Origin of the sequence: Thioclava litoralis, assembly GCF_045278885.1 — a bacterium.
GTDB lineage: Bacteria > Pseudomonadota > Alphaproteobacteria > Rhodobacterales > Rhodobacteraceae > Thioclava > Thioclava litoralis.
The window spans coordinates 774,845-798,669 of record NZ_CP135443.1 but is presented as its reverse complement, the minus strand read 5'-3'; the positions used below and the strand labels follow the sequence as shown (position 1 = coordinate 798,669).

The window sequence follows — 23,825 nt, the reverse complement described above, 5'->3', positions numbered from 1 at the left end:
AGGAAATTCCATGCGTTCTGCCGATGATGCCTTCCGCCAAGAGCTGTCCGACCTGCTGCCGGATCTTGCGCTATCCGAGGCCGAACCGCGCTATCTGGAAGAACCTCGCGGACGCTGGTTCGGGCAGGGTGGTCTTCTGGCGCGTCCCGAAAGCACCGAAGCGGTCTCGCAGATCCTGAAACTCTGCCATCAAGAGGGCGTGCCGGTGGTGCCTTATGGCGGCGGCACAGGGCTGGTGTCAGGCCAGATCATGCCCGGCGAGACCCGCCCGCTGATCCTCAGCCTCGAGAAGATGACCCGTATCCGCGATGCCGATGCCCATACGATGATCGTCGAGGCAGGGCTGACGCTGGCGCAGGTGCAAGACGCCGCCGAAGAGCGTGGGCGGCTGTTCCCGCTGTCGCTGGCCTCGCAGGGGACGGCCCGTATCGGCGGCTGTCTGGCAACCAATGCGGGCGGGGTCAATGTGCTGCGCTATGGCAATACGCGTGAACTCTGTCTGGGGGTCGAGGCCGTGCTGGCCGATGGCACCGTGGTGTCTGGCCTGAAACGTCTGCGCAAGGACAACACGGGCTATGACATCAAGGACCTTATGATCGGCTCGGAAGGCAGTCTGGGGGTGATCACCGCGGCCAGCCTGCGTCTGTTCCCGCGCCCCTCCGAGGTCGGCACGGCGTTTTTCGTGGTGCCCAGCCCTGAGGCCGCTTTGGAGCTTCTGGAACTGGCCGAGGCGCGGATGGCGGGCTGTGTCTCTGCCTTTGAACTGATCGGGCGGCAGGGGCTGGAGTTTCTGGCGCAGGTCGGTCCCGAGGTTCATATGCCGTTCCCCGAGGCCCCCGACTGGATGGTGCTCTGCGAGATCGGGCTGCCTGCGGGGATGGAGGCCGAAGAGGCGCTTGCGGGGCTGTTCGAGGCGGCAGGCGATCTGGTCAGCGACGGGGTGATCGCGCAATCGGGCCAGCAACGTATGGATATGTGGGCGCTGCGCGAGAATATCCCCGAGGCGAATAAGCGCATCGGCTCGATCTCCAGCCATGATGTCTCGGTGCCGCTGCCCTCGCTTCCGGCCTTTATCAAGGCGGCGGGCGAGGCTCTGGCCGAACTGGGCGATGTCCGTGTGAACTGCTTTGGCCATGTGGGTGATGGTAACCTGCATTACAACGCGTTTCCGGCGGCGGGGAAAACCCGCGCCGATTACGAGAGCATGAAAACGGCGGTAAAGGATTGCGTCTACGAGGTGGTCAACCGCTTCGGCGGCTCGGTTTCTGCCGAGCACGGGATCGGGCGGATCAAAACCGGAGATCTGGAACGTTATGGCGATGCGGGCAAGCTGGCTGTGATGCGCGCGGTCAAAGCGGCGCTGGACCCGAAGGGCATCATGAATCCCGGTGCGGTGCTACCCGGCAACTGAGGCAAGGCCAAAAGAAAGCGCCTCGCCCTTGGGGTGGAGGCGAGGCGCTGTGCAACGGTTCACGTGTTTGCAAGCAGCAGAACCAGTCTGCGCCTTGGTTCTAGCATATGAAATCCTGCCAAAAGGTTAGCGGATATCCGACAGCGGCGCAGGGTTCTATTGTTTGTTGTGTCCGGTATGGCATCTGGCCATAAGGCTTTGTTTGCGTTCCGGTGTCATCCCTGTGGCCCATATGGGCGCTCGGGCAGGAGGGCTTCGGACCGGCTTCGAAAGGGGCTGGTCCGAAAGGGCGCAGGTGTCAGAGCCCCTCGAACTCGCAGAGCACCTGAACGTTCTGGCCCATCGCTTCCAGCTTCTTGCGCCCGCCCAGTTCGGGCAGGTCCACGATGAACGAGCAGCCGACAATCTTGCCGCCCAGTTTCTCGACCAGCTTGAGTCCGGCTTCGCAGGTGCCGCCCGTCGCCAGAAGGTCATCGACGATCAACACACGCTCGCCCGGCTGGATGGCGTCTTCGTGCATTTCCATGATCGCCTCGCCATATTCCAGCTTGTAGGCTTGGCTGATCGTCTGGCCCGGCAGTTTGCCTTTCTTGCGGATCGGCACGAACCCTTTCGACAGCTGGTGCGCGATGGCCCCGCCCAGAATGAAGCCGCGCGCCTCAAGCCCCACCACCTTGTCGATGGGTTGGCCCGCCCAAGGGTGCAGAAGCTGGTCGATGGCCATGCGGAAGCCGCGCGGGTCGGCAAAAAGGGTGGTGACATCGCGGAACAGGATCCCCTCATGCGGGAAATCGGCGATGGTGCGGATGTAATCCTTGACGGTTTTCATGGCTGTCTCCCTGCGGGCGCTGCGCGGGCGGTCACAGGACGCGACCGGCCACGCATGTCAGTTTCTCTATCATCTCGGGGTCGCGACGGTCGGGGGCCGTCATGATCGCCCCGTCCAATGCACGGTTGCAGCCCGAAGCGCAATCCGTTTGCGGCCCTTTAAGGCGGGAGGGCAGGGCCGCGACCAGAGCGCGTGCCCGTTCGGCATTGGCATGCGCTGTGGCCACCACCTGCGCCACATCCACTGCGTCATGGTCCGGATGCCAGCAGTCGTAATCGGTGATCATCGCCACACAGGCATAGCAGATCTCGGCCTCGCGGGCCAGCTTTGCCTCTGGCATGCCGGTCATGCCGATCACATCCGCGCCCCAGCTGCGATACAGGCGGCTTTCGGCCAGCGTGGAAAATTGCGGCCCCTCCATCGCCACATAGGTGCCGCCCATATGCAGGGTGCCGCCGACCTCCTGCCCCGCCGTAAGGCAGATCTCCGACAGGCGCGGACAGGTCGGATGCGCAAAGGGCACATGCCCCACAAGCCCCGTGCCGAAAAAGCTCTTCTCGCGCGCGAAGGTGCGGTCGATATATTGGTCCACAACCAGAAAGTCGCCCGGCGCATAGGCTTCTTTCAACGAGCCGACCGCAGACATCGCCACCAGATCGGTCACGCCCATCATCTTCATCGCGGCAATATTCGCGCGGTAATTCACCGTGCTTGGCAAATGCCGATGGCCGCGCCCGTGGCGGGGCAGGAACACCATCTTCACCCCGTCCAGCCATCCGGTCAGCAGTGCATCCGAGGGGGCACCAAAGGGCGTGTCCATGCTCTGCCATTGACGGTCTTCCAATCCGGCAATGTCATAAAGCCCCGACCCGCCAATGACCCCGATCACCTTGTCCATATGTTTCCCCTCAGTCCAGTTTCGGGCGTAGCAGTTCCCACGTGTCGGTCACCGTGGCATAGGTGCCGCGGTAGCCCAGACGGCTGACCCATCCCGGCGGGCGGTACAAGCCCTCGTGCAGGCAGTCCTCCCGAAGATGGATGCCGATCACCTCGGCATGGACCAGCGTGTTTCTGGCTCCCAGAAGCGGGATCTCCTGCACCAGACGACATTCCAGTGCCGCAGGGGCCAGAGCCACACGGGGGCAGTCGATTTCGCAACATTCGGCCTTGTCCACACCGCAGGCGGTGAACTCGTCCACCCCCGCCGGATAGTCGGCGCAACTGCCATTCATGCCCTCGACAAGGGCAGGATCGACCAGATTGACACAGAACACGCCGGTCTCGCGGATTTGCGCCAGACTGTCTTTCGTCCCGTCGCGGTCGGGCTTTGCCCCCTGCGAGGAAAACACCACCTGTGGCGGCACATAGGCCGCTGCCGTGAAAAACGAATAGGGGGCCAGATTGTCGCCCATCGTTCCGCGGGTGGAAATCCAGCCGATCGGTCTGGGGGCGATGATCGCGTTGAACGGATCATGCGGAAGATCATGGCCTTCCGCAGGGCGATAAAACATTCTCGGGCCTCCTATGGTTTGAACCTGACAGTGCCGCGTGCTAGGCGGAAAGAAAAGCCCCACCGCACGCCTTTCGATACGCGGCGGGGGCGATCGGACAGGGCATTGCAGATGTATCAGCTCGATGAAGAAACCGATGCGGACTGGTGGGAAGTCGAGGCGCTTTACGACCTCTGTTTCGCCCCCGGTCGAACGGCACTTTCCTCCTATCGCCTGCGCGACGGGGTCTCGCCGGTGCGCCCGCTTTGCCTGACCCTGCGACAGGACGGAATTCTGGCGGCGGTCATCCGCTACTGGCCGATCCTTGTCAGCGGCGCACGCTGCCTGCTGCTGGGACCGGTGGCCGTCCACCCGACCCGTCAGGGCGAAGGATTGGGCGGCATCCTCATGCATGAAAGCCTTAACGAGGCCCGCCGCCTCGGCTGGGAACGCGTGCTTCTGGTCGGGGACGAACCCTATTACCGCCGCTTCGGTTTCTGGAAGATCGACGGGGTCGACATGCCGCCGCCCACCAATCCCGACCGCGTTCTGGCACTGGAGCTGGTGCCGGGGGCGTGGGAGGGCATTACCGGACCGGTCGAGAAATCCCCTTCGGATCCGCCCGCGGCCTGAGCTGGCCCTTGCAGTCCCCAGGCCGCGCTCCATATCTAGAGGCAAAGGGAGATACCCATGCCACAGACCGCAACCCCCGAGATTTTCGAGCCGCTGACCGATCATCGCGTCCTGCAAGAACTGGAGGCTCTGGCACGGCGCTACCGCTCGGCCTCGGGGCCGGGAATGCAGTTGCTATCCTATCTGGGCGGCTCCGCGGAAACGCTGCTGGAAAAATTGCCCAGCCCGCTGCGCAATGGCCTCGAAGGGATCACCTCGCGGGCGCTCCAGACAGCCTTGGCTGCGGCAGGTCGCTCGCGCGGGGTCATCGAGGACAAACCCGACTGGCTCAATAGGGCGCTCACCACGGCGATGGGGGCGGCTGGAGGCTTCGCCGGATTGCCCGGGGCTGCAGCCGAACTGCCGCTGACCATCACGATGCTGCTGCGCTCCATTCAGGGCATCGCTGCCGAACACGGGTTCGATCCGGCCTCCGACGAGGTAAAACAGGAATGCCTGCGTATCTTCGCATCGGCAGGCCCGCTGGAAGAGGATGACGGCACCGATATCGGCCTTATCGCCACCCGTGTCACGCTCACCGGCTCCTCAATGCAGGGCATGATCGCAAAGGTCGCGCCCCGCCTCTCGGCAGTGCTGGGCCAGAAACTCGCCGCACAGGCCGCACCTCTGCTGGGGGCTGTGGCGGGGGCTGCGGTCAATTATACCTTTACCAGCTATTATCAGGATGTCGCTCGGGTGCATTTCGGCCTCAAACGTCTCGCCCGCGAGGCGATGATGGATGAAGGTCTGCTACGCGAAGAGCTGGTCGCGCGGATCACACGCAAACGCTGATCTTCCAGCTGCCCTAAATATCCCGGGGTGAATTGGGGCCGTCAGGCCCCAAGAGGGGCAGAGCCCCTCTGCCTGCTGCCGTCCTGCCGGAGGCCCGCCTAGAGATGGGCCAGATAGGTGGTTACCGCATTGCGTACCGACTGCTGGCCCTCGTTGCGGGCCCGCTGGACAATCTGGCGTAGCTCGGCCAGATCTGCGCGGCGGATCAGGTGCTTGATTGGCCCGATAGAGGCCGGACGCATCGAAAGTGTCCGCAATCCCAATGCCGCGAAGGTCAGCGCCTCGACAGGGCGTCCGGCATCCTCGCCGCAGAAGCTCAGCACCGTATTGGTGGCCTGACAGCGCACGATGATCCGTTCGAGGAAGGTCAGGAAGCTGACATCCAGCGTATCGTAACGGCGGCGCACACGCTCGTTCTCGCGGTCGGCGGCAAAGAAGAACTGCTTGAGATCATTGCCGCCAATCGAGATGAAATCGCAGGTCTGGTAGAAGCTGTCGGGCGCAAACCCCAATGACGGCGTCTCCAGCATCGCTCCGATTTTCAGGCATTCCGGCACGGGGCGCCCCAAGGCGGCCTCGCGGTCGCGCTGGCGCAAAAGCGCATCGCGTCCGGCATGGAACTCGGAGGGGCAGGCGATAAAGGGGAACATCACCTCCAGCGGGCGGCCATTGGCCGCACGGATCAGGGCCTGCAGCTGCATCCGCAGCACGCCGGGTTTGTCCAGCCCCACGCGGATCGCGCGCCAGCCCATCGCGGGGTTCGGCTCGTCCTGCGGCTTCATATAGGGCAGAACCTTGTCCGAGCCGATATCGAGCGTGCGGAATTTCACCGGCTTGCCCTGGGCGGCATCCATCACCCGCTTGTACAGCTGGGCCAGCTCGTCGCGGCGCGGAACGCGCGAACGGGTAAGAAACTGCAACTCGGTGCGGAACAGCCCCACGCCTTCGGCGCCGCTATTTTGCAGCGAGGGCAGGTCGGCCAGAAGGCCCGCATTCATCACCAGCGAAATACGCGTGCCATTGCGGTCCTCGGCAGGCAGATCCCGCAGATCGGCATAGCGTTTCTGCGCCTCTGCCTGCATCGCGATCTTGTCGCGGAACGCATTGGCCACGGTGTCCTCGGGGCGCAGATGCACCACGCCCTGATCGCCATCCACCAGAATCGGGTCGCCATTCAGCGCCTCGGTGGTGATCCGCTTGGCATGGATCACCAGCGGAATCGCCAGGGCACGGGCCACAACCGCGGCATGGCTGCCCACGGACCCTTCCTCAAGCACCACGCCCTTGAGGCTGCGCCCGTAATCCAGCAGCTCTGCGGGGCCGATATTCTTGGCCACCAGCACAGGGTTGTCGGGCAGTTCGGCACCGGTATTGGCGCCCTGTCCCGTCAGCAGGCGCAGCAGGCGGTTCGAGAGGTCGTCCAGATCGGACAGCCTTTCGCGCAGATAGGGATCACCGGCCTGTTCCAGACGGGCGCGGTTTTGCGACTGTTCTTTCTCGACGGCCGCTTCGGCGGACAGCCCCAGCGCGATATCCTCGGTCATCCGGCGCATCCAGCCGCGCGAATTGGCCAGCATGCGGTAGGTTTCCAGCACCTGTCGGTGGTCCATATCCATGTCGACCGAGCCGGAGATCATGTCATTGACCTGCGCTTGCAACACCTCAACGGCGCTTTGCAGCCTGTCGCGTTCGTGATCGGGGTCATCCCCCACGGGGTTGGTCACCACGACGCGCGGCTCGTGCAGCCAGACACGCCCCTCGCAGGCGCCTTCCTGACCGGAAGATCCGCGGAACATGACGGGGAAGCGGTGGCTATGGCCGATCCCCTCGCCATCGCCCACGAACGCGCCCAGCTCGGTCATCTCGGCCAGCACCATCGCCACGACCTCGAGGCCGTAGACGTCGTCTTCCTTGTAATCGCGCGCCTCTTTCGACTGCACGACCAAGACGCCCAGTTTCTCGCCCACACGCTGGATCGGAACACCAAGGAAGCTCGAATAGATTTCCTCGCCGGTTTCGGGCATGTAGCGGAAACCGGGTTCGGCGGGGGCGTCATGCGTGTTGATCGGGTTGCCCAGACGGGCCACGCGGCCCACCAACCCCTCGCCAAGACGCATACGGGTCTGGTGGACGGATTCCGGTCTCAGACCTTCGGTTGCGCAAAGTTCCAGCGTCTCGGGGTCGCGGAACAGGTAGATCGAACACACCTCTGTGCCCATAGAAGAGGCAATCAGCGAGGTGATCCGGTCCAGCCTGTCCTGACCATTTCCGGGCTCGGCCAATACGTCGCGCAAACGGCGCAACAGATTGCGACTGTCGCTATCACTGCGTTCCGCCATGTGAAAAGGCCGATCCTTTGCTCAACTCTTACGCCCGAAACCGGACGCGAAGGCGCTTCAGCCTTCCTGATCCAGTTCAAACGCATCATGGAGCGCCTGAACCGCCAGTTCCATATATTTCCGGTCGATCAGCACAGAAATTTTGATTTCCGAGGTGGAGATGACCTTGATGTTGATGTTTTCGGCAGAAAGCGCCTGGAACATCTTGGCGGCAACACCTGCATGGCTGCGCATGCCGATGCCGACAACCGAGACCTTGGCGACCTCGGTGTCGATGATCAGCTGGTCATAGTTGATCTTGCCTTCGGCTTTCGCCTCTTCCATCGCCTTTTGCGCACGCGCGACCTGATTGATCGGCAGCGAGAAGGTCATGTCGGTCACGGCACCGGCATAGGTCTCGTCGTAATCTTTTTCCGAGATGTTCTGCACGATCATATCGACATTCACACCGGCATCGGCCAGCGGGCCGAAGATGGCCTGCGCCACGCCCGGACGGTCGTGAATGGTGAACAGCGTGATTTTTGCCTCGTCGCGCGAGAAGGCGACACCAGAGACGACTTTCGATTCCATGATTTCTTCCTCGCCGCAGACCAGGGTTCCGGAGTTTTCGTCGGTATCCTCGAAGGAGGACAGCACCCGCAGGCGCACATTGTAACGCATTGCCAGCTCGACCGAGCGGGTTTGCAGCACCTTCGCGCCCAAGGAGGCCAGTTCCAGCATTTCCTCGAAGGCGATGCGGTCCAGCTTGCGGGCCTTGCCCGAGACGCGCGGATCGGTGGTGTAGATGCCATCGACATCGGTGTAGATGTCGCAGCGTTCCGCATCAAAGGCCGCCGCAAAGGCCACGGCCGTGGTGTCGGACCCGCCACGGCCCAGCGTGGTGATTCGACCCTCTTCCGAGAGGCCCTGGAAGCCAGCGACTACGGCGACCTTCATGCCTTCGGCGAATTTCGCGTCGATATTGGCGCGCGGGATCGATTTGAAGCGCGCGGCACTATGGGCCGAGGTCGTGTTGATCGGCACCTGCCAGCCCTGCCAGCTACGGGCGGGCACGCCCATTTCCTGCAGGCGCAGCGCCATCAGACCGGCGGTGATATTCTCACCCGAAGCCACGACGGCGTCATATTCGCGCGCGTCGTAAAGGGGCGCGGTCTTTTCGACCCACCCCACAAGCTCGTTGGTCTTGCCGGACATGGCCGACACGATCACGATGACGTCATAGCCCCGCTCCACTTCGCGTTGGACCTTCGCGGCCGCATTGGCAATGCGGTCGAGATCGGCCACCGAAGTGCCGCCGAATTTCATGACGAGAAGCGGCATATCTTCCCCCTCGCTTCGCTGCCCGGTCCCTGCGCCGGGAGTTCCGGTTCCGGTTAAAGCAACGTGTATCGCTGCGCAAGAGTGGCGATATGGTCATTACATCCTTCTGTCATAAGAATGTCGTTCTAGACCAGTAGCGAGCGCGCAAAGGCTTTGCTAGATCTGGACACTCAAGGCCAGAGCCATCGGGAGGAGGTGCCCATGACCTTGCATGAACGCGAGACAAGGGAACGTCACGCACAGGCTGCGGGGCTGCGGGCATCGCTTGCAGATCTGCGCGCCATGATGGACCGGCGCGCACAGGCGCAGATGGACCTCTGGGAGAGCTGGATCACGCGGCCCGAATTCTACCCCTCGGCGCGCAATCTTGCCGATTATCTTTCCTTGGGTCCCGGAGAGCTTGCGCCCTTCGAGGCGCCGTTTGCCTCGTTCGGGATTTCCTCGCTCAACCGCGCCGAGCCGCATCTGCGGGCCTCGATCGATGCGGTGCTGGCCTCGCTGTCGCTGATTGCGGGGCAGGGGCCGGCAGAATATCCGCCCACCGAGATATTTGCCGCAGGGCCTGCGCGGCTGGCGGCGCGGCGCGCGATGCTGTTCGGTGCGCGTCGCAGCGGGACCCATGCGCGGATCATGGGCAGTATCGGTATCAGCTGTCTGGCCGTGCGGGATGCCGACGCGCCGCCACGCTCGGCGGAAAGCCATCTGCGGGCCATGATCGGGGCGGGGGCGGATGCGATCCGGATCGATACCGGCGAAGGGCTGGCCGAAGATTGGGTCGGGCTTTCGCAGGTGGTGCGCAATCTGGCGCAGGATATGGGGCTGCGTATTCCGGTGCAGATCGACCTTCCGGGGCCGCAATGCACCGTGGCGCGGGTGATCGGTGCGCATGGTCGCTTGCGGGTCGGGGACCGCTTCGAGATCGTCTCGAAGCTGGTCAAAGGGGATTTCCCGCGTATGACGTTAAGCCAGCCTGCGCAATGGGCGGCGTTGACCGAAGGGGCCGCGCTCAGCATCAATGGCGGCAAGCTGCAGGGGCAGGTGATCCGCCTGTCGAAAGGCGTGGCGCGTGTCGAGGTGACCTCGACGCCTGCGCGCGGGGCAAGGCTCAAGCCCGGAATGGTGCTGGCGGTACCGGGGGTGGAGCTGGACCTTCCGCCGCTTGGAGAGGCCGATCTGGCCGTGCTGGATCTGGCCCTGACATATGCCGACAATATCAGCGTGGCGTTGCAGAGCGTGAGTGATCTGGAAACGGTGTTTGCGGCGATTGACAGGTTGCGGGGCGGGGCCGCCGCTCTGCCTGCACTGATTTTGCGTATCGAAACCGCGAAGGCCCTGCATAACCTGCCGGATCTGGTCGTGGCGGCAGGGGGGCGGACGACGGTGGGGGTGATGATCTCCCGACCGGAACTGGCGCAGGAATTGGGCTATGCCCGCCTGACCGAGTTGCAGGACATGATCTTCTGGCTCTGTCGGGCCGCAGAGGTGCCGGTGCTTTGGGCGCCGAACCTGATGGAGCGTCTGGTGCAGGAGGGGCGGCAGAGCCGTGCCGAGCTGAACGAGGCCGCATTGAGCCATCCCGCCGATTGCGTGCTGATCGGGCATGGGCCACAGACGATCGAGGCCCTGGAGGTGTTGTCCGATACGGTGCTGCGTGCCGAACGCTATATGTCCAGAAGCAGCGCCCGTCTGGGCGGCTTCGGGGATTGGCTGATGGCCGAGGGCTAGTTGGTTTTGCGCCCGCTGCGGAAGGGCAGGGGCAGGATGCCGATCCCGTCTTCCATCAGCGCGCGGGCCTCTTCCAGATTGGCTTCGCCGTGGATGGCGCGTTCGGGCGCCTCGCCATCATGCATGGCGCGGGCCTCGCGGGCGAAATCCTCGCCGACATAATCGGAATTTTTCTCGATATGGGCGCGCAGCTTAGCCATTGCGGCCTCGACCTCGTTTGCCGGAGAGGTCAGGGCTGGCGGGGCGGGCGGGCTTTCGCCGCCTTGGGAGGGCTCTGCCTTGCGGGTGGATTGCACCGAAGGCGCCATCAGGGATTTCGTGACCGCGTTCGAGCCGCAGATCGCGCAGGCAACCAGCCCCTTGGCACATTGTGTGTCAAAGGCCTCGCCAGAGGCAAACCAGCCATCAAACTGGTGTCCATTTGCGCATTTCAGCGTGTAGCGGATCATCGATCTATCCCAAGAGCAAATTATCCCTGAAACCGGTCGCGGTCGCAGGGGGCGCAGTCTTCTGCCAAGCCGCAGGATGTCCTGCGCGACCGGCATTACTTAAGCATGATTGCAGTAAACGCAAGATTTATAGATGCGCAAGCTGCTTGGGAAGCAGGCGCAGGATCTTGGCCAGATCGCGCTCCAGCACCGATTTGGCCGCCTTGGAGGTGGTCATCCATTTGCGGCGGCGCTGGCCCTTTTCGGGGAATTTCGGCGCAAGGCCGTGGACATGGATCGCATAAAGCGCCACGCGGCAGTCGCGGGCGGCGCCATCCGGAAAGATCTTCGGGTAGGTGTAATGGCCGATGCTGCCCTCCTGCGCGAGGCTGCCCGAGACCCCGGCCTCTTCCCATGCCTCGCATAGGGCGGTCTCGCCGGGATTGCAGTCTTTCATCAGCCATCCCTTGGGGAGCACCCAGCGTCCGGTGTCGCGCGAGGTGATCAGGAGCACCTGCATTTTCCCCGCCTTGCAACGAAAGCAGAGCGCGGCTTCCTGTGCGGTTTTGCCGGACGTGTTTGGCGCCGTCAGGCTGAGCTTGCGGTCGAGTTTCATCGCGAAGAAGGGCCGCCTGTCTGGAGGATGCGCGCTGCGCCGGAGAACGAAAGCTAGGCCATTATGATGACGTGGCAATGACATCTGGATGAAGTTTTGCATCCGGAGGTGGCAGAAGCGGGGCAAGCCTTGCCAGAAGATCCTGCAGATAGGCCGGATCGGTTTCGGGCAGGCCCGCCTGTGCGGCCTGTGTCATGCGGGTGAAATCGGCCTGGGTCGAGGACACCATCGCCTGTGCCAGAGCCTCGGGGGTGGGCAGACAGCGCGCCCCGCCGCAGTGATCGAGCGCGGCATAGGGCTCACGGGCATTCTCGACATGCGGGCCATGAAACAGGGCGCAGTGATAGACCAGCGGCTCGAACGGGGTATGTCCGCCCTTGGGCACGAAGGAACCACCGGTAAAACAGGCGGCTGCCGCGCGATACCAATGGCCCATCTCGCCCAGGGTATCGGCCAGATAGACCGGACCGGAGGGCTGGTCTTGGTTCGAGCGTCGGGCCAGTGCAAACCCCTTGGCGCGGATCATCCGCGCGATCTCCGCTCCGCGCCGCGGGTGGCGGGGGGCAAGGATGAGACGCAATTCGGGGCGCTGCATACGGGCCTTGGCAAAAGCCTCAAGGATCAGTTCTTCCTCGCCCTCATGGGTCGAGGCGGCAAGCCATGTATGACGGCGCGGCCAGTCTTCGGGCCAGCGGGCGAGCGGCGGCAGCACTTGCGGGCTGGCGGCGGTTTTCAGGTTGATGCGCGGCAGAAGATGCGAGGCTGGCAGCCCGAGCGCAAGGAACCGCGCCTGAGAGGCGGCATCTTGTGCCGAAACCGCCGTCAGCCCGGCCAGCAGCGGGCCCAGAGACAGCCTGTGCCAGAAGCGGGCGGAGCCTGCCGAAAGCCGTGCGCCCAGCATCAGGCAGGGGTGGCCCGCCTGCGCCATCATGGCAAAACGGTTGGGCCAGATCTCGTTCTCGATGACGATCAGCGCGGCGGGCCGATAGTGTCGCAAGAAGCGCCGCAGCACCCAGCGGGTATCCAGCGGGGCAAGCGCCACGCAGGTTTCGGGTGGCAGGTCCGCCGCTGCGATCCAGCGTCGTGCCAGATCTTGTGCGGTGGTCGAATTGGTGGTGATCAGGAGCCGGTCGCCGCGCGCCACCAGCCAGTCGATCACGGGACGCGCCGAGGCAAGCTCGCCATTGGAGGCCGCATGCAGCCAGACCGGTGCGCGCGGATCGGGGGGGAGGGGCGTGCTCGGGCCGGGCGGCAGGCCGCCCAGCCGCTCGACAAGCCCCTGGCGGCTTTGCCGCCCGCGCATATATCCCCATAGCAGATGCGCCAGCATCAGCGGCAGGGCGATAGACAGGAGCAGACGGTAGCGCAGCACTGGGGAGATCCTTGGATTGGCGGGGCAGGCAATAGGGCAGGCGATAAAGGCAGGGCCACCGGTCAGGCCCCCGTTTGCGGCATCAAAACCGTGCCTATGCCCGAGATGCAAGCCCGCATGCGGTTGCCATGCATGCGAGAGGAGGCAGGCCGTAAAGGAGTTTGCGTTTTTGCAGGGCATGGAGATTGTGAACAGGCTTGCTATTTCCTCGCCCCGTTGCAAACCTCTTGCGGGGGATGGAGAGGCACTTTCGGGTGCCGCCTGATTTTGCAGGGAGGACTATTCTATGGACCATTTCGATTATGTGATTATCGGGGCGGGCTCCGCGGGATGCGTGCTGGCCAACCGGCTGAGCGCCGATCCGCGCAATCGTGTGCTGCTGTTGGAAGCGGGAGGCAAGGACAATTATCACTGGGTGCATATTCCGGTGGGATATCTGTATTGCATCGGCAATCCGCGCACGGATTGGGGATATAAGACTGCCGCCGATCCGGGGCTGAACGGGCGCGAACTTCTGTATCCGCGCGGGCGTATTCTGGGCGGGTGCTCCTCGATCAACGGGATGATCTATATGCGCGGTCAGGCGCAGGATTATGACGGCTGGCGGCAGATGGGCTGTACCGGATGGGGCTGGGAGGATGTCTTGCCGCTGTTCATGGAACAGGAGGATTTCTACCGTGGTGCATCGGACCGGCATGGCTCTGGCGGGCCGCTACGGGTGGAGAAGGCGCGGGTGCGCTGGGATGTGCTGGATGCGTTCCTTGAGGCGGCCGAGCAGGCAGGCTTCCCGCGCACGGAGGATTTCAACCGGGGCAGCAATGAAGGGGGCGGGTATTTCCATGTGACCCAGCGCAGCGGATGGCGCTGGTCTGCCGCGCGTGCCTTCCTGAACCCTGTGAAATCACGACCTAATCTGGAAATCCGCACCGGCGCGCAGGTCGAGAAGCTGGTTCTGGACGGGCGGCGGGTGACGGGGGTGCGCTACACCCGTGACGGTCGGTCGGTCGAGGTCGGAGCGCATGAGGTGATCCTGTCGGCGGGGGCTGTCGGCTCTGTGCAGGTGCTGGAGCTTTCGGGCATCGGGCGGGCCGAGACGCTGGCCCATATGGGTGTCTCGCCACGGATCGAGAATGCCGCGGTGGGCGAAAATCTGCAGGACCATCTTCAACTGCGTCTGGTCTATAAGGTGCGGGGGGTGAAAAGCCTGAACACGATGGCCTCCAGCCTGTGGGGGAAGGCGATGATTGGCGCGGAATACGCGTTGAAACGCTCCGGCCCGATGGCGATGGCCCCCAGTCAGGTGGGGGTGTTCACGCGCTCGTCACCCGAAAAGGCCTCGCCGGATCTGGAATATCATGTGCAGCCTGTCAGTCTGGACAAGTTCGGTGATGCGGTGCATCCCTTTCCCGGCATGACGGCGAGTGTGTGCAATCTGCGCCCCGAAAGCCGTGGCTCGATCCATATCCGTTCAGCAGATTTCCGCGATCATCCGGTGATCGCGCCGAATTATCTTTCGACCGAAGGGGACAGGCAGGTGGCGATGCGGGCCATCCGGCAGGTGCGGCATGTGGCCAGCCAGCCCGCCTTTGCCAAATTCCACCCCGAAGAATACAAACCCGGTCCCTCCTATCAGAGCGATGAGGATCTGATCAAAGCCGCAGGGGATATCGGCACGACGATCTTCCACCCTGTGGGCACCTGCCGGATGGGGGCCGACACGGATTCGGTGGTGGACCCGCGTCTGCGGGTGCGGGGTGTTCAGGGGCTGCGTATTGCCGATGCGTCGGTGATGCCGACCATTACATCGGGCAACACGAATGCGCCGACGATGATGATCGCGGAAAAAGCCGCGCGCATGATCTTGGAAGACGCGCGCGCGGGCGTAGTGGCCGCAGAGTAAGAGAAAGGGCTTACTTCTCGTCGGTCTTTTTGGTGGCCGCTTTCATGCGGGCCAGAAGAGCGGCCTTGTCGGATTTGCCGCCGAAGGGGTTTTTATCGGTCCCTTTGGCGTTGTGTTCGGCATGGCGGGGGGTGTTTTTGGGGGCTTTGGCGCCACCGGATTTGCTGTAATCCATAATCGGGTCTCCTGAATTGTCCTGTCCCTGCCAGAGCGCGGGCCTTGCGACAAGCCCGTTTCTCATAGCATCTTTCCGATGCTTGGCGAAGACGGACAAAAAAGCCCCCGAGACCGGCTCGGGGGCTTTGGGTGTGACGGGCGCAGACAGCGCAGGCGTGCCTTAGCGACGACCGGTGCCGATGTAAGGCGTGGCGATCGGGGCGACCGAATTGCGGGACGTGCCGTTCAGAACGAAATCGGCGTTCTGGATGTTGTTGTCGCGGCGGTCGCTATCGATGGTGACAAGTTCTGCCAGCGTATAGTCAGAAGCGTTCACCCCCAGCTGTGCGGCAAGCTGGGCTTTGCCCTGACCATTGTGCGCGGCGGTCGTGCGGTTCTCGTGATTGAGGTAGTAATTGGCTTTGGCAACATCGCCATCGCGGCGGGCTTCGTTGATATTGTTCAGCTCGGCCGTGGTGAACTGTGCGCCATTGACCTGCAGCAGAGCCGCCAACTGGGCGTCATTGCTTTGTGCGGAGGCGATCCCTGCGGTTGCGGCGAAAAGGATGGCGGCGGTGGTCAGAACGGTTTTCATTGTCATTATCTCCAGTGATATGCCGGATCAGTGACATCCGGCGTTTGTTATGAGACATATCTAGCAATGTGCGATGAAATGCGTAATTCTAAAAAATAAGCCATTATATGTGCGTAAATACATATATCGCCCCTCTTGAAAGTGAACCGTCAAGTTTAAAAGGCTCCGGTGCGTGGACACCGGAGCCTTGGAGATCAGATTGTCTTCTGTTCAGCCTGCCGCGATCTTGCGCTCTTTTGCCGCCCGCCATGCCTTATCCGAGGGCGAGATGAAGGTGTAGAACATTGGCACCACGAAGAGGGTGAACAGTGTGCCGATGATCAGGCCCGAGAACATCACCACCCCCATCGCCTGACGGGCCGCAGCGCCCGCGCCTTCGGCGATGACCAGCGGAATCACCGCCAGCGCCATGGCGGCGGTGGTCATCAGGATCGGTCGCAGACGGGTGCGGGCGGCGGCGATGATCGCCTCGCGCCGTGACAGCCCGTGGTCCTCGCGCTGCTGGTTGGCAAATTCCACCATCAGGATGCCGTGCTTGGTGATCAGCCCGACAAGGGTGATCAGCCCGACCTGAGAATAGATGTTGAGCGTGCCGAGGCCCAGATTGAGTGGCAGGAGCGCCCCGAAGACCGTCATCGGCACCGTCATCAGGATGATGAAGGGGTCGCGGAAGCTTTCGAATTGCGCCGCCAGCACCAGATAGATCACCAGAACGGCGGCTGCAAAGGCGATGACGATGGTATTGCCCTGCGTGACCTCCAACCGCGACTGGCCGGAATAGTCGATGAAGAACCCGTCGGGGATGGTCTCATTCGCGATCTGCTGGATCTCGGCCAGCCCTTCGCCGGTGGAGACCGTGGGCAGGGGCAGGGCGGTGATGGTCGAGGAATTCAACTGGTTGAACTGCTCGATTGCGGCAGAGCGCACGCCGCCTTCGATCTTCACGAGGGCCGATAGGGGCACCATCTCGCCGGTCGAGGCGCGCACGAAGTAATTGCCCAGCTCTTCGGGGTTTTCGCGGAAGCTGCGCGGCACCTGTGTGATGATGTCATAGCTGTTCGAGTCGCGGTCGAATTGCGCCACCGACCCGCCGCCAACAAGCAGGCCCAGCGTCTGGCCGATCTGGCTGATCGGCACATTCAGCGAGGCCGCGCGGTCGCGGTCGATGGTGACCTGCACTTCGGGCGCGTCGAAGCTTAGAGAGTTCTGCACGATGATGAACTTGCCCGATTGCATCGCTTTCTGGGTGATCTCTGCCGAGACCTCTGCCACGCGCGACGAGCTGTTGATCGACTGGATGATCACCGAGATCGGCAGGCCGCCCCCCGTTCCGGGAAGGGTGGGCGGTGCGAAGGCAAAGCCCTGCAATCCCGGTGATTTGTCTAGCCCCGCCTGAATGTCCTGCTTCACCTGAGCCTGCGACCGGTCACGGTCGGCCCAGTCCTTCAGTTGCCAGATTTCGATGCCTTGACCGTCATCCCCGCCAAACCCTGCAATCGAGAAGCTCTGCCGCACTTCGGGGATGTCTTTCGTATTGTCATCCACCTGCTTGATATAGGCCGAGGTATAGCGGTCGGTGGCGTATTTCGGCCCTTTCATGATGGCGAAAAGCGCGCCCTGGTCTTCGTCGGGGGCAAGTTCGCCCGAGGTTTTGGTGAACATGAACCCCGTGGTGCCCATGAGCACCCCCACGATCAGCAGCGTGACCCAGCGCAGGTTCAGCGACCCCGTCACGCGGCGCTCGTAAAAGCCCGCAAGTTTTTCGAAAACGCGGTCCACAAAGCCCTGAAACCCGCCGGCATGGCCCGATTTGAGGATGCGCCCCGACATCATCGGCGTGATGGTCAGCGCGATGATCCCCGACAGGATCACCGATCCGGCCAGCGTGAAGGCGAATTCGGTAAACAGCGCCCCTGTCAGCCCGCCGGTGAAGGCCAGAGGTGCCAGAACGGCGGCCAGAGTGATGGTCATGGCGATAACGGGGCCGGTGATCTCCTGCATGCCTTTGACGGCGGCGGGGATCGGCTTCATGCCGTCCTCGATATGGCGGTGGATGTTTTCCACCACCACGATGGCGTCATCCACCACAAGCCCGATGGCCAGAACCATCGCCAGCAGCGTCAGCAGGTTGATCGAATATCCCAGCGCCAGCAGAACCGCCATTACCCCCACCAGCGACAGTGGGATGGTGACAATGGGCATCAGCACCGAGCGCACAGACCCCAAGAACAGCAAGATCACCAGCACCACGATGATCACCGCTTCGGCGATCGTGTGGAAGACCTCTTCGATCGAGGCCGAGATGGTCTCGGTGGAATCATAGACGTTCTGGATTTCCATCCCCTCGGGCAGCGAGGCATTGATCGCGGGCAGGGCATCATGCACGGCCTGCGCGGTATCCAGCGGATTGGCGGCAGGCGTCGGCATCACGCCGATGAAGGTACCCGACTGACCGTTGAAGCTGACGATCTCGCCCGATTCATCCGAGGCCAGCTCGATCCGCGCCACATCGCGCAGGCGGATGACGCTATCGCCTTCCCCGCGCAGGGGCAGGGCACCAAAGGCATCGGGAGAGGACAGCGTGGATTTCAGCGTGATCGACTGGGTGTAGAAGTCGTTTTCCGTGGCCCCCGGTGCCGAAAGGAAGTTCGAGGCCTGAATCGCCGCAAGCACCTCGGCGGCGGTCACATTGCGCGCGGCCAGCTTCTTCGGGTCGATCCAGACGCGCATCGCATAGGTAGAGCCGCCGATGATCTGGATCTCGGCCACGCCCTGAATGGTCGACATGCGCGGGCGGATCACGCGGTCCAGATATTCGGTCAGTTGCTCTTGCGTCATATTGGGGTTGGTCGCGGCCAGATACATCAGCGCGAAGGTCATCCCCGTGCCCTTGACGATCTGCGGGTCCTCCGCGCCATCAGGCAGATCCGAGCGTACCTGCTGCACCTTGGCCAGCACCTCGGTCAGCGCGACATCGGGGTCGGCACCCAGCTTCATATTGACCGAGACGGTCGATACCGAAGGCCGCGACGATGAGGTCACGAAGTCGATATTCTCGGTGGTGGCCACAGCGGCCGCAATCGGCGCGGTGATGAAGCCCTGAATGAGGTCCGGCGCGGCCCCGGGATAGGTGGTGGTGACGGTCACCACCGTCTCATCGACCTCCGGGTATTCGCGCACAGGCAGGTTGAAAAACGCCTGCGCCCCGATCAGCAGCATGAAGGCGCCGATGACCATCGACAGCACCGGCCGCCGGATGAAGATTTCGGTGAAATGCATGATCCGTCGTCCTTATTTCGAGGCTTCGGGTGCGATATCGCGGCCCGGATCGGCGGGGAGGGTCACCGAGTTGTCGATCGTGACGGGGGCGCCGGGGGTCAGGCGGTTCTGGCCGGCATTGACGACCTGATCACCGCTTTTCACGCCCTCGGTGATTTCCACCATGTCTCCCGAGCGGCGGCCCAGTTTGACGAAGACCTGACTGGCGATCTGGCGGGTCTCGCCGTCTTTGTCCTCGTCGCGCACGACATAGACGGAATCGCCATAAAGGCTGGAGGTCACGACCGTTTGCGGCAGGGCGATCACACCGGCTTGCGTGGGCAGGATAACCCGCACCTGCAGGAACTGGCCGGGTGTCAAAGCGCGGTCGTCATTGGAAATTTCGGCGCGCAGCCCGACCAGACGGGAGTTCGCGTCGATTTTGGGTTCGATCCCGATAATTTTTCCCGCTTTGGTGATGCCGCCCACTTCCGAGGTCACCTCGACATCCTGTCCGACAGAGACATTGCGCACCTGCTGTTCGGATAGCGTAAAATCGACATGCATCCTGGAGGCGTTCTGGAGCGTTGCATAGGGGGTGCCCACCGTTGCATATTCGCCCAGATCCACTTGCGGGATGCCGATCGTGCCGTCAAACGGTGCCAGAAGGCGTTTTGTCTCCAATGCGGCTTTCAGTTTCTGCACGGTGGATTGTGCGGTGGTCGCATCGGCGATGGCGCTATCGAGGGTGGACACCGCCGACACGCCACGCTCGTTCAGTTTCTGCGCCCGCTCCAGCGAGGTCTGCGCCAGTTCCAGCGAGGCTTCTGCGGCTGCCAGATCCGCCTTTTCCTGACGGTCGTCGATCTGCACCAGAAGCTGGCCTTTCTTGACGGTATCATTGGCCGCAAAGGTGATTTCGCGCACGATGCCCGCCGCTTCGATGGCAAGATCGGTGCCTTCTGCCGCATTGGCTGTGCCGATGGCTTCGATCCCCGGGGTCCATGTCACCGGCACGACCTTGGTCACTGATACAACGGCTGCGGGCTGCTGCATCGTGGCGAAGAACTGGCCGATCATTTTTTCGCGGAACAGGTTGAAACCGATAATACCGCCCGCAATGACTGCCAGCAAAAGGAGGGCAATAGCGGCGACGAGGAGTCTCTTGAACATGGTGGCTCCGATACGGCACAGGCGTGCACTAGACGAGAAGAGGTGAACTGTTCGGTTTAGTTAGGATAACTTATTCCGATCACGTTTCGCTGAGCAAGCTTAAAATTGATCGGATGGGAGCACGCCGATTTTATGTGGCAAAAGTTGTCTCAGCCTGTCTTGCGTGCGCGGGCTTCATATTTCGTCAGCTTCTTAGTGCCAAAGTCGTGTAGTAACCTGCGTCACAAATGCATTAATGGACCATTGAGGCCATCTATGCGATGCTGCAGGTGCAGCATCGTTTAGGTCGCATCTAGTATTGGAAAGGTGACCCATGTTTTTCGACCCTTTGGCTTCGGCTTCTTTGCCCATCGAGACGGCTTGGCTTAGCTGGGAGGCTCAAGCCGTGATCGCGATGCGTCTCGCCGGTATGGCAGGGCTCTGGCATGCCGCCCCCGACGAGATGACCCGTATGGTCACCGAAAAAATCGACGCGGGATTCGAGGCGACGGAGGCGGCCACCCGCACCGTTTTCTCCGGCGGCACCATGGATCAGGCTATGCGCGCTGTGGTGCGGGAATTCAGTCGCCATACTGCTGATAACGTGCAGCGACTGTCCAAGCTTGGCCCCGCACAGGTTTTCTGACCACGCGCAGCGCGCGAGCCAGACGTTTTTGAACGGTCCATGAAACCCATGGGCCGTTTTTGCGTTCTGCCTGTAATCACAGGAGATCGCTTGAATGTCAGTTACATTTGCCCAGACAGAGACACCTGAGGATGAGGCGCGGCATGGGGCGAACTTTGCTGCGACGCGGGTGCCCTTCCGCCGTATCTATGTGGTCGCCAACCCGAATTCGGGGCAGAATTCGCGCACGCGGGAGCCGATCGAAGCCGCGCTGAAAGTGTTCGGGGACGAGGCGAAACTCTATCGTTGGGAGCCGGATCACGAAGTCTCCGAGACCGTAGATCGCGCCATTGCCGACGGGGCAGAATTGATCGTTGCGGCAGGGGGGGACGGGACAGTGATGGCCGTCGCACAAGCCATGCTTGGAAAGGGTGTGCCGATGGCGGTGCTTCCTCTTGGCACGTTCAACTTCTATGCGCGGGGGCTACGGTTTTCGGAAGACGCGACGGAAGCTGCGCAACAGATCCTCAAAGGCGAGACGCGGGAGATCCAGGTTGGTTCTGTTGATGGGCGGGTGTTCCTGAACAATGCTTCTTTGGGGATCTATCCGAAAATCCTGAAAGCGCGCGAGGCGATCTATGCCCGTTGGGGGCGGCACCGGATGGTGGCCTATTGGTCTGTAATCAGGACTTTCCTGAAATTCCAGAAACCTATGAAGGTGGATTTTCAGACGGAAGATCTAGCCGATACGCGCGCGACGCCGCTGATTTTCGTCGCGCGTTCGGCCTACCAGCTGGATTTCTTCGGGTTGCGGGGGGCGCGCGCGATCACCGATGACAAATTCGCGGTCTTGATTGCCAAGGGGGAAAACCGGATGCAGCTGTTCCGCCTTGCATGGCGTCTGGTGACGCGGCAGGTCCGTGAAGGGCGGGACTATGATGTGCTGCGCTGTCGCGAATTCACGGTCGGTCTGCGGGGGAAACGTCGCGCGCTTCTGGCTTTCGATGGGGAAAAGGCGCGGATGGAATCGCCATTTGCGTTCCGCATGCATCCGGACCTGTTGACCATCGTGCTACCGGAGGAGAAAGAGCAGGAGGCGGCATGAGACGCATTCTGCATCTGTCGGATCTGCATTTCGGTAAAATCGACCCGCGGCTGGAGCCCCCTTTGTTGCGCAAGATCGCGGAGCTGGAGCCCGATCTGGTGATCGTCTCGGGCGATTTTACCCAGCGGGCGAGGCGTCGGCAATTTGCGCAAGCGCGGGCCTTTCTGAACCGGATCAAGGCACCGGTTCTGGCTGTGCCGGGCAATCATGACACGCCGCTGGATAATATCTTTGTCCGTTTCGTGACACCGTGGAGACGCTACCGGCAGGCCATTGACCGCGAGCTGGAACCCGAATGGCGTGACGCCAAGATACATGTGATCGGGGTGAATACCGTGAACCGCTTCAAATGGCAGCGTGGCCGGATTTCGTCGCATACGATCCGGCGGGTCTGTTCCCGTTTTTCTTCCGTCTCGCGGGAGGTACTACGCATTGTCGTCATGCATCATCCGTTGGAACACGGGCCGGAAACCGACAAGAAACTGATGGAGGGGGCGTCAAAGGCGCTGAAACGGTTGTCCCGATGCGGGGCGGATATTGTTCTGTCAGGGCATTTGCATGAGGGGTCAGCCGCCCCCTTTCATGCCGCCCCCGGGCTGCTGTTCGTACAGGCTGGAACGGGGCTGTCGACCCGGTTGCGCGGAACTCCCAACATGTTCAATATGCTGGACTATCACATGACGGGGGAGGTCTCGATCACCCGCTTTTTCTCCGGCGCGGATGGCCAGTTTGTGGCGCAGGATCGGCGGCATTTCCGTAAAAGCGGATCGGACTGGGCCGAGCTTGTACGCCCGAGTGCTGCGGAGACCCCGTCCTATCAGCTGATCCGCTCTGTCGCCTGCGAACTTTAAGCTTTCCGGTTTTGGTTTAACCTCGTGTTAACCATCTGCGATCCAAACTGGAAACCTCCGTCAGATCTGGGAGGGCACCATGCAACGCGGCCGGAAGTCTCTTGTTTTTGCAGGACTGTGTCTGGCCCTAGCGGGGTGTGGTGCCCAACCTGCGCCGCAGTTCTTCGGGGCCGAGCGTCACGATATCACGCTGGAGGGAATCCGTTTTGTTGTATTCGATCGGGGGGGCGATGCCGAAGTCATCCGGCTTGGCTATCTGCGCTTGCGCGAAAGGGACAGGGTTCCGGCCCTGATGCGGCAGGCGGTCGAGGTGAGCACGGGGTGCAAGGTCGCAGGCCCCTCGACGGGGCCCTTGCGTTCGCCCTCATTGCCCGGAGATACCGGTGAGGCCCGTTTCCGCCTGCAATGCTAGTGGGTTCAGGCCGTTCAGGCGATGAAATCCCGCACGATCTGCTCGAATTCGCGCGGTTTCTCGGCATGAAGCCAATGCCCCACACCGTCAATCTTGGCCATCGTGTTATGCGGGAACAGCCTGTCGATTGTCGGCTGATAGCCAGGCTGCACGTAATCGGACGCCCCGCCATAGACAAACAGCGTCTCGCCGGTGAAAGCGCCGGATAGCTCGGGGAAGCCCACGATCTTGCCCATCTCCGCTTCCAGCACGTCCAGATTGAGCTTCCAGTGCGGCGGTGTCGATTTCAGGTCCAGAGATTGCAGCAGAAAAGCCCGAACCGCCTCGCTTCCGACGGTTTGCGACAAGCGCCGATTGGCTTCCGAGCGGAGCGTCAGCCCGTCCAGATCCAGTCCTTTCATGGCCTGAATGAGCGAATCCTGCGAGTGCTGATAGGCAATCGGCGCCACATCCGCCACGATCAGCCGGTTGACCAGATCGGGGCGGGTCAGGGCCAGTACCATAACCGCCTTGCCCCCCATCGAATGGCCGAGCACGTCCATTTTGCCGCCATTGGCCTCGATCACCTTGGCGATATCTTCGGCCATGTCGAAATAGCTCTGGCTGTCCTGCCAGGGACTGTCACCATGATTGCGTTGGTCAACGGCAAAGACTTCCCGAGCGTCTGACAGACGCTTTTGGATCACGCCCCAGTTACGGGCGGAACCGAAGAGGCCATGAACGATCAGAAGCGGGGGCTGCCCCGTGGGGCTGCCTTGAGAAAGCGTGTTTAACATG

At 62.3% G+C, this 23,825-nt stretch carries 22 protein-coding genes; 9 read left to right on the top strand and 13 right to left on the bottom strand.

Going from position 1 to position 23,825, the window contains the following annotated elements; genetic code table 11:
* Window positions 1-10: 10 nt before the first annotated feature.
* A complete protein-coding gene (locus RPE78_RS03880) occupies window positions 11-1,411 on the top strand; it encodes an FAD-binding oxidoreductase (RefSeq protein ID WP_406721272.1) in 1,401 nt (466 codons plus the stop codon).
* Between the two features lie 298 nt (window positions 1,412-1,709).
* Here RPE78_RS03880 and RPE78_RS03875 read toward each other — a convergent pair whose 3' ends face one another.
* The 3 genes from RPE78_RS03875 to RPE78_RS03865 are packed head-to-tail and all read right to left on the bottom strand — an operon-like array spanning window position 1,710 to window position 3,751.
* Window positions 1,710-2,240: an adenine phosphoribosyltransferase gene (locus RPE78_RS03875; RefSeq protein ID WP_339108185.1), complete on the bottom strand. Its 531-nt coding sequence runs from the start codon at window positions 2,238-2,240 to the stop codon at window positions 1,710-1,712.
* A 31-nt stretch (window positions 2,241-2,271) separates the two neighbouring features.
* Complete coding sequence (locus RPE78_RS03870; RefSeq protein ID WP_406721271.1) at window positions 2,272-3,138, bottom strand: S-methyl-5'-thioadenosine phosphorylase; 867 nt, start codon at window positions 3,136-3,138, stop codon at window positions 2,272-2,274.
* A gap of 10 nt (window positions 3,139-3,148) precedes the next feature.
* Window positions 3,149-3,751: a flavin reductase family protein gene (locus RPE78_RS03865; protein ID WP_339108183.1), complete on the bottom strand. Its 603-nt coding sequence runs from the start codon at window positions 3,749-3,751 to the stop codon at window positions 3,149-3,151.
* Window positions 3,752-3,862: 111 nt separating this feature from the next.
* Here RPE78_RS03865 and RPE78_RS03860 point away from each other — a divergent pair, with 111 nt between their 5' ends.
* Both RPE78_RS03860 and RPE78_RS03855 read left to right on the top strand, forming a co-directional pair.
* Window positions 3,863-4,363 (top strand): GNAT family N-acetyltransferase, encoded by a 501-nt coding sequence (locus RPE78_RS03860; RefSeq protein WP_406721270.1) that lies wholly within the window; start codon window positions 3,863-3,865, stop codon window positions 4,361-4,363.
* 57 nt (window positions 4,364-4,420) lie between these two features.
* A complete protein-coding gene (locus RPE78_RS03855; protein ID WP_339108181.1) occupies window positions 4,421-5,194 on the top strand; it encodes an EcsC family protein in 774 nt (257 codons plus the stop codon).
* A 98-nt stretch (window positions 5,195-5,292) separates the two neighbouring features.
* Here RPE78_RS03855 and ptsP read toward each other — a convergent pair whose 3' ends face one another.
* Together ptsP and RPE78_RS03845 are read right to left on the bottom strand one after the other, a co-directional pair.
* Window positions 5,293-7,533 carry a phosphoenolpyruvate--protein phosphotransferase gene (gene ptsP, locus RPE78_RS03850; RefSeq protein ID WP_339108180.1) on the bottom strand — a complete coding sequence of 747 codons (2,241 nt, stop codon included), beginning with the start codon at window positions 7,531-7,533 and terminating at the stop codon, window positions 5,293-5,295.
* Between the two features lie 57 nt (window positions 7,534-7,590).
* Window positions 7,591-8,853 (bottom strand): aspartate kinase, encoded by a 1,263-nt coding sequence (locus tag RPE78_RS03845; RefSeq protein WP_339108179.1) that lies wholly within the window; start codon window positions 8,851-8,853, stop codon window positions 7,591-7,593.
* 201 nt (window positions 8,854-9,054) lie between these two features.
* Here RPE78_RS03845 and RPE78_RS03840 point away from each other — a divergent pair, with 201 nt between their 5' ends.
* The gene (locus tag RPE78_RS03840) at window positions 9,055-10,578 is read left to right on the top strand and encodes a pyruvate kinase (RefSeq protein ID WP_406721269.1); all 1,524 of its coding nucleotides are present in this window, start codon (window positions 9,055-9,057) and stop codon (window positions 10,576-10,578) included.
* Here the strand turns inward: RPE78_RS03840 and RPE78_RS03835 are convergent.
* From RPE78_RS03835 to RPE78_RS03825, 3 genes are all read right to left on the bottom strand, one after another.
* On the bottom strand, window positions 10,575-11,027 hold the full coding sequence (locus RPE78_RS03835; protein WP_339108177.1) for a DUF1178 family protein: 453 nt from the start codon (window positions 11,025-11,027) through the stop codon (window positions 10,575-10,577). The genes RPE78_RS03840 and RPE78_RS03835 overlap by 4 nt on opposite strands.
* A 127-nt stretch (window positions 11,028-11,154) precedes the next feature.
* Window positions 11,155-11,622, bottom strand: a complete 468-nt coding sequence (locus RPE78_RS03830; RefSeq protein ID WP_406721268.1) for an NUDIX hydrolase — start codon at window positions 11,620-11,622, stop codon at window positions 11,155-11,157.
* 61 nt (window positions 11,623-11,683) lie between these two features.
* Window positions 11,684-12,994 carry a 3-deoxy-D-manno-octulosonic acid transferase gene (locus RPE78_RS03825; protein WP_406721267.1) on the bottom strand — a complete coding sequence of 437 codons (1,311 nt, stop codon included), beginning with the start codon at window positions 12,992-12,994 and terminating at the stop codon, window positions 11,684-11,686.
* A gap of 286 nt (window positions 12,995-13,280) precedes the next feature.
* On the opposite strand from RPE78_RS03825, the gene RPE78_RS03820 reads away from it, so the two are divergent.
* Window positions 13,281-14,894, top strand: a complete 1,614-nt coding sequence (locus RPE78_RS03820) for a GMC family oxidoreductase N-terminal domain-containing protein (protein WP_339108174.1) — start codon at window positions 13,281-13,283, stop codon at window positions 14,892-14,894.
* Between the two features lie 10 nt (window positions 14,895-14,904).
* On the opposite strand, the gene RPE78_RS03815 is transcribed toward RPE78_RS03820, so the two are convergent.
* The 4 genes from RPE78_RS03815 to RPE78_RS03800 form a co-directional block, all read right to left on the bottom strand.
* Window positions 14,905-15,069 carry a hypothetical protein gene (locus RPE78_RS03815; RefSeq protein ID WP_339108173.1) on the bottom strand — a complete coding sequence of 55 codons (165 nt, stop codon included), beginning with the start codon at window positions 15,067-15,069 and terminating at the stop codon, window positions 14,905-14,907.
* Window positions 15,070-15,231: 162 nt separating this feature from the next.
* Window positions 15,232-15,645, bottom strand: coding sequence for a hypothetical protein (locus RPE78_RS03810; RefSeq protein WP_339108172.1), 414 nt, complete (start codon window positions 15,643-15,645; stop codon window positions 15,232-15,234).
* A gap of 210 nt (window positions 15,646-15,855) precedes the next feature.
* Window positions 15,856-18,924: an efflux RND transporter permease subunit gene (locus RPE78_RS03805; protein WP_406721266.1), complete on the bottom strand. Its 3,069-nt coding sequence runs from the start codon at window positions 18,922-18,924 to the stop codon at window positions 15,856-15,858.
* A gap of 12 nt (window positions 18,925-18,936) precedes the next feature.
* Window positions 18,937-20,076: an efflux RND transporter periplasmic adaptor subunit gene (locus tag RPE78_RS03800; RefSeq protein ID WP_406721265.1), complete on the bottom strand. Its 1,140-nt coding sequence runs from the start codon at window positions 20,074-20,076 to the stop codon at window positions 18,937-18,939.
* A 313-nt stretch (window positions 20,077-20,389) separates the two neighbouring features.
* Here RPE78_RS03800 and RPE78_RS03795 point away from each other — a divergent pair, with 313 nt between their 5' ends.
* From RPE78_RS03795 to RPE78_RS03780, 4 genes are all read left to right on the top strand, one after another.
* Complete coding sequence (locus tag RPE78_RS03795) at window positions 20,390-20,701, top strand: antibiotic ABC transporter (RefSeq protein WP_339108169.1); 312 nt, start codon at window positions 20,390-20,392, stop codon at window positions 20,699-20,701.
* Between the two features lie 94 nt (window positions 20,702-20,795).
* Entirely contained in the window at window positions 20,796-21,785 is a 990-nt protein-coding gene (locus tag RPE78_RS03790; protein ID WP_406721264.1) for a diacylglycerol/lipid kinase family protein, read from the top strand.
* The gene (locus RPE78_RS03785) at window positions 21,782-22,636 is read left to right on the top strand and encodes a metallophosphoesterase (RefSeq protein ID WP_339108167.1); all 855 of its coding nucleotides are present in this window, start codon (window positions 21,782-21,784) and stop codon (window positions 22,634-22,636) included. Before RPE78_RS03790 ends, RPE78_RS03785 begins: the two co-directional genes overlap by 4 nt.
* A gap of 79 nt (window positions 22,637-22,715) precedes the next feature.
* Window positions 22,716-23,048: a hypothetical protein gene (locus RPE78_RS03780; protein WP_339108166.1), complete on the top strand. Its 333-nt coding sequence runs from the start codon at window positions 22,716-22,718 to the stop codon at window positions 23,046-23,048.
* A 14-nt stretch (window positions 23,049-23,062) separates the two neighbouring features.
* On the opposite strand, the gene RPE78_RS03775 is transcribed toward RPE78_RS03780, so the two are convergent.
* On the bottom strand, window positions 23,063-23,824 hold the full coding sequence (locus tag RPE78_RS03775; RefSeq protein WP_406721263.1) for an alpha/beta fold hydrolase: 762 nt from the start codon (window positions 23,822-23,824) through the stop codon (window positions 23,063-23,065).
* Window position 23,825 lies beyond the last annotated feature (1 nt).